The sequence below is a fragment of the Nocardioides sp. LML1-1-1.1 genome (assembly GCF_040676175.1).
GTDB lineage: Bacteria > Actinomycetota > Actinomycetes > Propionibacteriales > Nocardioidaceae > Nocardioides.
This window is the reverse complement of sequence record NZ_JBEGHK010000003.1, coordinates 284,331-295,593: the sequence shown is the minus strand read 5'-3', so window position 1 is coordinate 295,593 and position 11,263 is coordinate 284,331. Positions and strand designations below refer to the sequence as shown.

General features: G+C 74.0%; 14 protein-coding genes. 10 read left to right on the top strand and 4 right to left on the bottom strand.

The window, feature by feature from the left end; genetic code table 11:
• Positions 1–22 precede the first annotated feature (22 nt).
• The gene (locus tag MRBLML1_RS12375; RefSeq protein WP_364516219.1) at positions 23–775 is read left to right on the top strand and encodes an IclR family transcriptional regulator; all 753 of its coding nucleotides are present in this window, start codon (positions 23–25) and stop codon (positions 773–775) included.
• Between the two features lie 112 nt (positions 776–887).
• Positions 888–1,646: a hypothetical protein gene (locus tag MRBLML1_RS12370; protein WP_364516217.1), complete on the top strand. Its 759-nt coding sequence runs from the start codon at positions 888–890 to the stop codon at positions 1,644–1,646.
• A gap of 11 nt (positions 1,647–1,657) precedes the next feature.
• Here MRBLML1_RS12370 and MRBLML1_RS12365 read toward each other — a convergent pair whose 3' ends face one another.
• The gene (locus MRBLML1_RS12365) at positions 1,658–3,082 is read right to left on the bottom strand and encodes an HsdM family class I SAM-dependent methyltransferase (RefSeq protein ID WP_364516215.1); all 1,425 of its coding nucleotides are present in this window, start codon (positions 3,080–3,082) and stop codon (positions 1,658–1,660) included.
• Between the two features lie 59 nt (positions 3,083–3,141).
• On the opposite strand from MRBLML1_RS12365, the gene MRBLML1_RS12360 reads away from it, so the two are divergent.
• The 6 genes from MRBLML1_RS12360 (at position 3,142) to MRBLML1_RS12335 (ending at position 7,323) form a co-directional block, all read left to right on the top strand.
• The gene (locus tag MRBLML1_RS12360) at positions 3,142–4,446 is read left to right on the top strand and encodes a nicotinate phosphoribosyltransferase (RefSeq protein ID WP_364516213.1); all 1,305 of its coding nucleotides are present in this window, start codon (positions 3,142–3,144) and stop codon (positions 4,444–4,446) included.
• On the top strand, positions 4,443–5,033 hold the full coding sequence (locus MRBLML1_RS12355; RefSeq protein ID WP_364516211.1) for an isochorismatase family protein: 591 nt from the start codon (positions 4,443–4,445) through the stop codon (positions 5,031–5,033). The genes MRBLML1_RS12360 and MRBLML1_RS12355 overlap by 4 nt, the downstream gene beginning before the upstream one ends.
• Positions 5,030–5,731 carry an NUDIX hydrolase gene (locus MRBLML1_RS12350; RefSeq protein WP_364516209.1) on the top strand — a complete coding sequence of 234 codons (702 nt, stop codon included), beginning with the start codon at positions 5,030–5,032 and terminating at the stop codon, positions 5,729–5,731. Before MRBLML1_RS12355 ends, MRBLML1_RS12350 begins: the two co-directional genes overlap by 4 nt.
• A 148-nt stretch (positions 5,732–5,879) precedes the next feature.
• Entirely contained in the window at positions 5,880–6,263 is a 384-nt protein-coding gene (locus MRBLML1_RS12345) for an ArsR/SmtB family transcription factor (protein ID WP_364516207.1), read from the top strand.
• Positions 6,260–6,763: an SRPBCC family protein gene (locus tag MRBLML1_RS12340; protein WP_364516205.1), complete on the top strand. Its 504-nt coding sequence runs from the start codon at positions 6,260–6,262 to the stop codon at positions 6,761–6,763. Before MRBLML1_RS12345 ends, MRBLML1_RS12340 begins: the two co-directional genes overlap by 4 nt.
• Complete coding sequence (locus tag MRBLML1_RS12335; RefSeq protein ID WP_364516203.1) at positions 6,760–7,323, top strand: TIGR03086 family metal-binding protein; 564 nt, start codon at positions 6,760–6,762, stop codon at positions 7,321–7,323. Before MRBLML1_RS12340 ends, MRBLML1_RS12335 begins: the two co-directional genes overlap by 4 nt.
• Before the next feature lie 3 nt (positions 7,324–7,326).
• Here the strand turns inward: MRBLML1_RS12335 and MRBLML1_RS12330 are convergent, their stop codons facing one another.
• Positions 7,327–8,307 (bottom strand): hypothetical protein, encoded by a 981-nt coding sequence (locus MRBLML1_RS12330; protein ID WP_364516201.1) that lies wholly within the window; start codon positions 8,305–8,307, stop codon positions 7,327–7,329.
• A gap of 96 nt (positions 8,308–8,403) precedes the next feature.
• Here MRBLML1_RS12330 and MRBLML1_RS12325 point away from each other — a divergent pair, with 96 nt between their 5' ends.
• Positions 8,404–8,751, top strand: coding sequence for a TfoX/Sxy family protein (locus MRBLML1_RS12325; protein WP_364516199.1), 348 nt, complete (start codon positions 8,404–8,406; stop codon positions 8,749–8,751).
• On the top strand, positions 8,748–10,016 hold the full coding sequence (locus MRBLML1_RS12320; protein ID WP_364516197.1) for an MFS transporter: 1,269 nt from the start codon (positions 8,748–8,750) through the stop codon (positions 10,014–10,016). Before MRBLML1_RS12325 ends, MRBLML1_RS12320 begins: the two co-directional genes overlap by 4 nt.
• Here MRBLML1_RS12320 and MRBLML1_RS12315 read toward each other — a convergent pair.
• Together MRBLML1_RS12315 and MRBLML1_RS12310 are read right to left on the bottom strand one after the other, a co-directional pair.
• A complete protein-coding gene (locus tag MRBLML1_RS12315; RefSeq protein WP_364516195.1) occupies positions 10,013–10,561 on the bottom strand; it encodes a hypothetical protein in 549 nt (182 codons plus the stop codon). The two genes, MRBLML1_RS12320 and MRBLML1_RS12315, sit on opposite strands and share 4 nt — an antisense overlap.
• Before the next feature lie 29 nt (positions 10,562–10,590).
• A complete protein-coding gene (locus MRBLML1_RS12310; protein WP_364516193.1) occupies positions 10,591–11,232 on the bottom strand; it encodes a class F sortase in 642 nt (213 codons plus the stop codon).
• Positions 11,233–11,263: the final 31 nt, after the last annotated feature.

Genomic DNA, 11,263 nt, shown 5'->3' with positions numbered 1-11,263 from the left:
TTCGAGACGATCGGGGGAATGGATGGCACAGGTCCCGGCGGCGACCCGGACGCTGCGGGTGCTGCGCTTCCTGGCGGGCCAGCCCGAGCCGGTGGCGGTGGAGCGGATCGCGCGGGAGCTGGGGATCCCACGCTCCACGACGTACCACCTGCTGCAGGCGATGGCCGAGGAGGGATTCGTGGTGCACCTCGCCGACGACCGGCGCTTCGGGCTGGGGGTCGCGGCGTTCGAGGTCGGCAGCGGCTACTCCCGGCAGGCGCCGCTGCAACGGATCGCCCGCCGTCCGCTGGCCGCGCTCGCCGACCGCACCGGGCACAGCGCGCACCTGGCGGTGCCGCACGGGCGCGACGTGCTCTACGTCGTCGAGGAGCGCGCGCCCGGCCGTCCGCCCCTGGTGACCGACGTCGGCGTACGGCTGCCCTCGCACCTGACCGCGAGCGGGCGGGCGATCCTCGCGCACCTGCCGGCCAACCAGGTCCGCGCCCTCTACCCCGACCGCGCGGCCTTCGTCGACCGCACCGGCGTGGGCCCCGGCTCCCCCACCGCGCTGCGCAACGTGCTCGCCGCGACGCGGCGCCGCGGGCACGCGACCGAGGACGGCGAGGTGACCGCGGGCATGGCGAGCGTGGCAGCGGCGGTGCTCGACCACAACGGCCTGCCCGTGGCCGGGGTCGCGGTGACCTATCCGGTCGACGAGCGACCGCCGGCGACGGCGCTCGCCGAGGCCGTCGTCGACACCGCCACGGTGCTGAGCCGCCGCCTCCACGGCCGGTGACGTTGCCGGTTCCGAGAACCGAGCCCTGGCGAACCGGGCCAGTCTCCGGCGCACGGGCTATCGTCGCCGGCGGCTGTGTGGGCAGCCGGGTGCGGATCTCGAGGGACGTGCGGTGGCAGGCTACGAGCGGTACGACGAGGACGTCGCCGCGTTCTGGGACCGCGTCGGCGACGCCGGCTCCGGCCGGCTCCGCTTCGCCGCGCGCCACCCCGCCGCCACCTGGAAGGGCCTGCGCCAGGTCCGTCGGCTGCCGCGGCTGCGCTACGAGCCCGGCACCGGCGCCGGCGCCCACGCCCTGCTGACCACCTTGCGGCGGCGACGGCTGACCCGCCACGACTTCGCGCTCTTCGGCGCGGCGGTGCTCACGGTCCCCGACGACCCGGCCACCCTGCTGGAGGGCCGCCGCCAGCAGACGATGCGGCGGATGCTGCGCAAGGCCGAGCAGGCCGGCCTCACCTGTCGTGCCGTGCAGCCGCACGAGCGGGTCGCGCTGCTGAAGCGCGCCAACGCCATGGAGCAGCGGCACCGGCTCGACACCTACCGCGTCGCGCAGCCCGACAACGACGACCTCCTCGACCACCCGCTGTGGCGGGTCTGCGAGCTGCACGGCCGACCGGTCCTGCTCTCCGTGACGCCGGTGGACGGCGCCTGGTCGTGCCTGCGCTACTTCCGCACCCTGGGGGCGAGCGAGCACCACACGTTGGCGCGGTGGCTCTCGACGTACGACCTGGTGACGGAGCTGTCCGCGCGCGGGGTGCGCCACCTGCTCGACACCGAGGCGCCGGCCGTGCAGACCAACGGGGTCCGCCACTTCCAGCGGATGCTCGGCTTCCGGTACGTCGTCGTGACTCGCCCGATGGCCCGCCGCTGACGCCTCCGCCCTCAGTCGCGCGAGACCCGCTCTCCCCACCAGTCGAGCGCGGCGCCTGAGCCTCCGTAGGCCGCGTCCATCACCCGCGCGGTCGCCTGCAGCAAGCCCGCCTTCTCCGGGTGGCCGGCCTGCTGTGCCTGCCGCGCGAGGTCGGCGCCCTCGGCCCACGCGTGCTCGTCGGCGGGCAGCGGCAGCGCGGCGAGCTGGCGCGCGCTGACCTTGACCGAGCCGGGCGTGAGCCCCGTCCCCAGGTAGCGCGCGGCCGCGTGCGCGACGACCGGCGGAGCCAGGGTCACCGCCAGCAGGCGCCACAGGTCGGCAGGATCGTCCGGTACGACGCTGAGCACCGGCACCGACGGCAACCACTCCCCCCTCGCGTCGACGACCGCTTCGATCACCCGCCCCTGGGCGGCGACGAGGAGCTTGGGCACCAGCCGCGCGTCGGCCCACGTGGCGAGCCGGCCGTCCGCGCGGAGGGCGTCGAGGTCGACCGCCGGGGCGTCGTACCGCTGCCGGGCGAAGCGGGTGGGCACGCTGCCCCACCGGCACTCGGCCGGCTCGATCAGGCCGGTGGTGACCAGTGGCGTGCCGCCCGGGTCGTCGCGGACGAAGGGCACCAAGCCGTAGAACTGGTCGCGGAAGTCCGCCGTGCAGGTGGCGATCTCGCCGAGGACGCGCCCGTCCGGCAGCACGACCTCGGGGATGCCGAAGGACGTCGCGGCGAGGCCGCCCCAGTCGTCCGGGTCGGTCGCCGGGCCCGCGCCGACGCGGACGACCGGGACGCAGGTGAGCACCGGCGTGCCCTCGAAGACCGGGGTCGGCGAGCACCAGAAGTCGGTGATCGCGCCGCGCTCGGCGACCGCCCGGCGCACCGGACCGGCGTCGCGGGTCGCGAGCACCGACAGCGGCTGCACGAGCGCCACGACACCCCCGTCCTCGACGAGGTCGAGGGCGCGGTGCAGGAAGACCGCGCTGGTGTCGGTGTAGGCGCCCAGCCCGCGGCGGCTGCCCTCCGACTGCCCGGCGGTACGACGCCGCAGCTGCCCCAGGAACGGCGGATTCCCCACCACGGCGGCGAACCGGCGCCCGGTCCAGGCGGTGAGCCCGTCGGCGACCACGACCTGCGCGGCGATCCGCTCCGCGGGGACGCCCGGGTCGAGCGCGGCGAGCCGCTCGCGGGCGATCCGGACCGCGTCGGCGTCGAGGTCGGAGCCGTGCACCGCCGCGACGCCGACGCGCTGGGCCGCGGCGACGAGGAAGTGCCCGGTGCCGCAGGCCGGATCGAGGACGGGCGCACCCGGAACGAGCCCGGAACGGTCGAGCATCCAGGAGACCAGCTCCGGAGGGGTGTAGAACGCTCCCCGGCGGCGACGCTCGTCACGACGCGCGGCGAGCCCGCGCTCGTGGGCCTCGGCAGCCTCGTCCGCGCCCGACATGATGGAAACCGTAGGCCACGGGTGTTATAGTCATTTTGACTACAACTGGAGGAGTCGCGATGGACCGCACCGGACTGCTGACCGACCGCTACGAGCTGACCATGCTCGACTCCTTCGTCCGCGACGGCAGCGTCGACCGCCCGGCGGTCTTCGAGGCGTTCGCCCGCCGGCTCCCCGAGGGCCGCCGCTACGGGATGCTCGGCGGACTCGGCCGCCTGCTCGCCGCGATCGAGGCGTTCACCTTCGATGCCGACGAGGTCGCCTGGTTGCAGGAGGAGGGCGTCGTGGGCGAGCAGACCGCCGCTTGGCTGCGCGAGTTCCACTTCACCGGCGACGTCGACGGCTACCGCGAGGGCGACCTCTACTTCCCCGGCAGCCCGGTCCTCACCGTCACCGGCACGCTCGGCGAGTGCCTGCTGCTGGAGACGATCGTGCTGAGCATCCTCAACCACGACACCGCGATCGCCAGCGCGGCCGCGCGGATGGTCGACGCCGCCCAGGGCCGGCCCATCATCGAGATGGGCGGGCGTCGCACGCACGAGCAGGCGGCGGTCGCCACGGCCCGGGCGGCGTACGTCGCCGGCTTCGCGACCTCCTCCAACCTCGCCGCCGGCCGGCACTTCGGCGTCCCCACAGCCGGCACCGCGGCGCACGCGTTCACCCTCGCGCACGCCACCGAGGCCGATGCCTTCCGCAGCCAGGTGGAGGCCCTGGGGGTGGGTACCACCCTGCTCGTGGACACCTACGACATCGCGCAGGGCATCCGAACGGCGGTCGAGGTGGCCGGCCCCGGGCTGGGCGCGATCCGCCTCGACTCCGGCGACCTGGCCGAGGAGTCGCACAAGGCGAGGGCGCTGCTCGACTCCCTCGGCGCCACCGGCACCCGGATCGTGGTGACCAGCGACCTGGACGAGTTCGTCATCGCCGCGCTCGCCGACGCCCCCATCGACGGCTACGGCGTCGGCACCCGCGTCGCCACCGGCTCGGGACACCCCACCGCGAGCATGGTCTACAAGCTGGTCGCGATCGCCGACGGCGAGGGCGCCCCGTTGCGACCGGTCGCGAAGAAGTCCCAGGACAAGGCCTCGGTCGGTGGCCGCAAGCGGCCCTACCGGACCTACGACGCCGACGGCCTGCTCACCGCGGAGTTCTTCACCGCGCACGACGCCTCTCCCCCGGACCCGGAGGCGCGGCCGGTGCAGGTGCCGCTGGTCCGGGCCGGCGAGGTCGTGCACCGTCCGGCGCTGACCGAGGTCCGCGACTTCGCCGCCACCACCCTGACCACCCTCCCGGCCGACGCGCGCAGCGTGGCCGCGGGGGCGTCGTACCTGACCGCCAGCCTGCGAGAGGACAGCACCCCATGACCAGTGAAGCCACCCGCGCCCTGATCGTCGTCGACGTGCAGAACGACTTCGTCGAGGGCGGTTCGCTCGGTGTCACCGGAGGCCGCGAGGTCGCCGCCCGGATCAGCGCGCACCTGACCGCGCACGCCGGGGAGTACGCCGTCGTCGCCGCCTCCCGCGACTGGCACCACGCCGGCGACAGCAACGGCGGGCACTTCCACGCCCCCGGCGAGGATCCCGACTACGTGACCACCTGGCCCGTGCACTGCGTGCAGGGCCAGCCCGGCTCGGACTACGCCCCCGAGCTCGACACCGCTGCCGTCACGCACCACGTGGTCAAGGGCATGGGCATGCCGGCGTACTCCGCCTTCGAGGGGGTCACCGACGCCGGCGAGCGGCTGGCTGACGTGCTGCACGCCGCCGGCGTCACCGAGGTCGACGTCTCCGGGATCGCCACCGACTACTGCGTCCGGGCCACCGCGCTGGACGCGCGCAAGGCCGGCCTCGCGGTCCGGCTGCTGCCAGGCCTGCACGCCGGCGTCGCGCCGGAGTCGTCGCAGGCGGCGCTCGCCGAGCTGGCCGGCGCGGGCGTGGAGGTGACGGCATGACGTCCACCCACCCGCCGTTCGCGGTCGCCGTGGACCTGGCGATCTTCACCATCCGCGACGGCGCCCTGGCGGTGCTCCTCGTCGAGCGCGGCGAGGACCCGTACGCCGGCTCGTGGGCGCTCCCCGGCGGCTTCGTCGAGCCGGACGAGGACGCCGAGCAGGCGGCCTGGCGCGAGCTGCGCGAGGAGACCGGCGTCGAGCGCTTCCCGGGCCACCTGGAGCAGCTCCGGACCTACTCCGCCCCCGACCGTGACCCGCGGATGCGCGTGGTCTCGGTCGCCCACGTCGCTCTCGCGCCCGACCTCCCCGAGCCCCAGGCCGGCACCGACGCCGCCGACGCGCGCTGGTGGGTGGTCGACGACCTGCTGGAGGACGAGCACGGGCCGACACTGGCCTTCGACCACCACCAGATCCTCGTCGACGCGCGGGAGCGGGTGCGCGCCAAGCTGGAGTACACGACCCTGGCCACCGAGTTCGTCGCCGAGCCGTTCACCCTCCCCGAGCTCCGGCGCGTGTACGCCGCCGTGTGGGGCTCCCCGCCCGACCTCGGCAACTTCCGCCGCAAGGTCCTCGGCACGGAGGGTTTCGTCGTCCCGACCGACGACCGGGGCGAGGCGACCGGCACCGGCGGCCGGCCCGCACTGCTCTACCGCCGGGGTCCGGCCCGCGCCGTCCAGCCGCCGATGGTGCGCGGCTGAGCGCGGCGCCGCACTTGTAACTACGTGTTCTTGCCTCTACCAGGGTGGTCGACCACCCGGGTAGAGGCCACAACACCCGGGTAGATGACCCGCAGCTTCCTCAACCAGATGGTTGACAATCAGCCGCTTCAGGTGTTTGCTCAACCACATGGTTGACAACGACGACCGGCTCTCCCGGGTCTTCGGCGCCCTCGCCGACCCCACCCGGCGCGACATGGTGGCCCGGCTGGCCGCCGGTGACGCGACCGTCGGCGAGCTGGCGGCGCCGTACGACGTCTCGCTCCAGGCCGTCTCCAAGCACCTGAAGGTGCTGGAGGAGGCCGGCCTGGTGCGGCGCAGCAAGGACGCGCAGCGGCGGCCGGTGCACCTGGACGCGGAGGTGTTCGACCTGATGACGAAGTGGATCGAGAAGTACCAGCAGCGGGCCGAGGAGCGCTATCGCCGCCTCGACCAGGTCCTCGCCCGGATGCAGGGCCAGGACTCCCCCGCCACCGACACTCAGCAGCAGCGAGCCGAAGGAGCAGCAGGATGACCACGCACACCACCCCCGAGACCCTCATCGAGGCCGACCCCGACGTCCCCACCGTGCGGATGGTCCGCGAGTTCGACGCACCACGCGAGCTGGTGTTCCGCGCGCACGTGGAGCCGGACCTGGTGAAGCAGTGGATGGGACCGGACTCGATCGGCATGGACATCGACGTGTGGGACATCCGCACGGGCGGTGGGTACCGCTACACCGCGACCCGCGAGGGCGAGGCCGTCGCCCACTTCTACGGCGCGGTGCACCGGGTGGACGAGAACGAGAAGATCGTGCAGACCTTCGGCTTCGAGGAGATGCCGGACGCCGTCAGCCTCGACACCCTGGTCTTCGTCGAGCTGCCCGGCGGGCGCACCCGGCTGGAGGCGCTGTCCGTCGTCTACGACTTCGAGTCCCGCGCCGGCATGCTGGCGAGCGGGATGGAGGTGGGCGTCAACGAGGGGTACGCCGCGCTGGACCGCGTGCTCGCCGGTCTCGCCGAGGAGCGGGCGTGACCCCCGCCGAGGAGCACCGCGCGGTCGCCGGCACCTTCACCGACCGGGTCCGCGGGGTGGGCGACTGGGACGCCCCGACACCGGTGCCGGACTGGCGGGCCCGCGACGTCGTACGACACCTGGTGGAGTGGTTCCCGGCGTTCCTCGCCGACGGCTCGGCCCTGCGCCTGCCGGCGGTCCCCTCGGCCGACGACGACCCGGTCGCGGCGTGGGAGCAGCACACCGCGGCCGTGCAGGCGGTGCTCGACGACCCCGCCAGCGCCGAGGTCACCTTCGCGCACCCGCGCCTGCCGCAGCTGCCGCTCCCCCAGGCGGTCGCGCAGTTCTACACCGGCGACGTGTTCCTGCACACCTGGGACCTCGCCCGCGCGACCGGTCAGGACGACCGGCTCGACGCGGAGCGCTGCCGGACGATGCTCGAGGGCATGCAGCCGCTCGACGAGATACTGCGTCAGAGCGGTCAGTACGGACCGAAGGTCCCGGTCGCGGACGACGCCGACGTCCAGGACCGGCTCGTCGGCTTCATCGGCCGCGACCCGGCCTGGCAGCCGTCGTCGTAGGGCTCAGCGACCCCCGCGCCAACCGGCCAGGGCGCCCCGCACGGCGGCCTTGCCGCGCGCCTTGAGGCCCTGCGGCGGGGGCGGCGGAGCCGGAGCGGCCTTCTTCTTCGGCGGCGCCTTCTTCGCGGCGGCCTTGGAGGCGGGCGGCGTCCAGCCGGGGTACGGGTAGGGCTGCCACTGCGCGTCGAGACCGGCGCGCGGGTCGTCCATCACCTCGGCCGGCATGTCCCGCAGGCTCAGCCCGGCGGCCTTCGCGGCGGCGCGCGACTCGTCGTCGTAGGGGCGCAGGCGCCACGCGTTGACCATGTAGGTGCGGGTCTTGAGGTAGTCGGCGTAGCGACGGCCGTGCTTGTCGTCGGCGCCCAGGTGCGCGAACACCGCGATCCGGTCACCGTCGGCCGGCGTCACCAGCTCGGGGTCGATGTCCTTCTGCTCCGAGGGGTCCGGGTACGCCGCCTCGGGGTCCTTGAGCAGCATGCCGTTGCCGGAGTGGGTGATCCGCATGCTCCAGACGGCCAGGTCGCCCGGCTGCGTCTTGACGTAGAGCGTCTCCCCGTCGGTCAGGTTGGGGATGTCGTGGCTGCCGATCTTCAGGTTCAGCCCACCGGTGTGGTGGACGTGGTCCTGGCAGTAGATGCCGAACCGGAGCTGGGTGTAGCGGTCGTCCCAGTCCGGCGCCTTCGGGTCGAGCCGGTCGGTGTTGTCCTTGTGCCAACCGCGCTGCGTGCCGTTGATCGTGAAGGAGCTGTCGCCGGCGTAGAGGATGTCGTCGGTGCCGAGCAGGCGCTTGGCGACCTCGGTCATCCGGCCGTCGGTGAGCAGGTGGCGCAGCCGCGGGTTGGCGAGCAGGTCACCGCCCTGGCCCTCGGAGGCGTAGACCGCATCCCGGATCTCGGCGATCTCCTCCGGCGAGTAGACGCCCGGCAGGACGACATAGCCCTTCGTCCAGAAGTCGTCGACGTCCAACGAGCTCTCCCAGCCCATTCCAGCTCCCCAAGGTCGTGTGCGTAGTGGCGCCGCGATGCTAGCAGGGCAGCCTGTCCTCTCTCCGATGTCGGCAGGCGCGCCTAACCTGCTCCCATGGCGTACGACGAAGGGCTGGCCCAGCGGCTGCGTGACCTCCTCGTGGACGAGCCCGCGGTGGCCGGGCACGAGGTGCGCGAGAAGAAGATGTTCGGCGGGCTGGCGTTCCTGGTCGGCGGCAACATGGCCGTCGCCGCGAGCGGGCAGGGCGGGCTGATGGTGCGCATCGACCCGGCCGACGGCGAGGAGCTGGTGGCCACCACGGCGGCCTACCCGATGGAGATGCGCGGGCGCTCGATGGGCGGCTGGCTGCGCGTCGACCTCCCCGACCTCGCCGAGGACACGGCCCTGGCCACGTGGGTCCGGCGCGGGGCGTCGTACGCCGCGAGCCTGCCGGCGAAGTGAGGTCGTTCTGGGCCCAGCTGCCCACCGAGGGCCGTTGGCTGCTGTCCACCGTCGCGATCCAGACCCTCGGGCGCGGCCTCACCCTGCCGTTCACGCTGATCTACCTGCACGAGGTGCGCGGCTTCGACCTCGGTCTCTCCGGCACGCTGATGGCGCTGATCGCGATCACCGGCCTGGTGGTGACCGGACCCGGTGGCGCCCTGACGGACCGCTACGGCGCCCGCGCGATCCTGCTCGCCGGGATCTCCGCGATGGTGGTCGGCAACGTGGTCCTCGCCTTCGCCACCACTCCCCTGGTCGCGGCGCTCGGGCTGGTGCTGATCGGCTTCAACTTCGGGGTCTCCTGGCCGGCGTTCAACGCGCTGATCGCGGCGGTTGTCTCCGGCGACCTGCGCCAGCAGTACTTCGGCATCAACTTCGCCCTGGTCAACCTCGGCATCGGTGTCGGTGGCATCGTCGGGGGTCTCTTCGCCGACGTCGGCCGGCCGAGCACCTTCACCGGCATCTTCCTGGTCGACGCGCTCACCGGGCTGGTCCCGATGGCCCTGCTGCTCGGCCCGCTGCGCCACGTCCACGGCCGCGCGCAGGCGCCGGGCGAGGGCACCGACAGCGAGGTGGGCTACCTGGCGATCCTGCGCCGCCCTGCCGTGCGCTGGCTGACCGCGCTCACCTTCGTCGCGATGTTCCTCGGCTACGGCCAGCTGGAGGCGGGCTTCCCCGGCTTCGCGCGACAGGCCGGCGAGGTCTCCACCCGCACGGTCGGCATCGCCTTCGCGGTCAACACCGCGGTCATCGTGCTGCTCCAGTTCGCGGTGCTGTCGCGGATCAAGGGCCGGTTGCGGACCCGGGTGATGATCGTGATGGCGGCGATCTGGGCGGTCGCCTGGAGCCTGCTCGGCCTCGCCGGCACCACACCCGGCAGCAGCCTCGCCATCGGCTCGGTGCTCGCCTTCATGGCGGTCTTCGCTTTCGGCGAGACCCTCCTGCAACCGACCGTGCCGGCGATGAGCAACGACCTCGCCGCCGACCACACCCGCGGCCGCTACAACGCGATCAACGCCGCCGCCTTCCAGGGCGGCGCGATCGCCGGTCCGGTCGTGGCGGGCCTGCTGCTCGACCACGACCTGGCCTCGGTCTACATCGGCGTGATGGTCGCCGGCTGCGCCGCGCTTGCCGCGATGGCGCTGGTGCTGGAGCGGCACGTGCCGGAGACCGCCAACGGGCGGTTGCCCGCCGACGCCCCCGTGAGCGCCACGGACGGCTAGGCGCAGCGCGGGATCGCGTTGAGGAGCTCGGTGTTGAAGCGTCCCTCCGCGGCGCTGACCTGGCCGCGGTTGCGGATGCGGACGATGCCGCGGTGGGCCGCGGCGACGTAGCGGGTGAAGCGCTTCATCGGCACCCCGCGCTTCGACGACGACGGCGCCACCCGCTCGACGTACTGCACGGGACCGGAGCCGTCGCGCTCGCGCACCACGAGCACCGAGACCGCGTCCAGGCGCACCCGGCGGCGGTTGACCACACGGGGCGTGAACGACGTGGCGTTGCCGCACACCTGGACGACGACCTTCCCGTCGCCCGACCGGTAGATGGTCTTCCAGCCGGTGGCGGCGCTCGACGGCGCGGCGGCGCCGAGGATCGCGACGAGGGCGACGACGAGCGCGGCGCAGGTCAGGGCGGCGGTGGTGCGGGCGGTGGTGCGGGCGGTGGTGCGGGCGGTGGTGCGGGCGGTGGTGCGGGCGGTGGTGCGGGCGGTGGTGCGGGCGGTGGTGCGGGCGGTGGTGCGGGCGGTGGTGCGGGCGGTGGTGCGCATGGCGCCCTCCTCTCCCCCGGCGGGCCCGCTCAAACCTGGCCGGGCGAGACCGGCACCGGGTCCGCGAACCACAGCGTCCGGTGCGTCCAGCGGCCCGGGCCGAGCCGCTGTCCCGAGCAGACCACGATGACGACCTGGGACGGACCCTCGGTGGCGCTCCAGCCCGGGTAGCCGTCCTCGGCGCGCACCTCCACCCGCTTGCTCACCCGGTAGCACGCGACCTTCCCCGGCCGGGCCAGCCGCAGCTCGCCACCGACCCGGAGCCGGTCGAGCAGGGTGTTGCCCATCGCCGAGCCGTCCGGCCAGGTGTGGGTGTTGAGCAGGACGTGGCCCTGGCGCGAGCCGGGCTCGACGCCACCGCGGTCCCACGCGAAGACGCGCTTGTCCGCGACCGGCGGCACGCCGACCACGCCCGCGGCGTCCCGGGGCACGGCGAGCACCTCCGCCCGTCGTACGACGCCGGGCAGGGTGATGCTCGTCGGCACGAAGCCGGTACGGGCCTGGCCGGCGCACGGGCTGGGGGCCGGGGTGGGGTCCGGGGTGGGCGTCGGCGTGAGGGCCGGGGCGGGGGCCGCGGCCGGCGGGTCCTCGTCGCGACCCAGCCACCAGGCGAGCAGGGCGAGGAGCACCAGCGCCACCACGCCCGCTGCCACTGCCCTCCGCCTGTTCACGCACCCATTGTGGGGCCAACGCCGAAGCGGT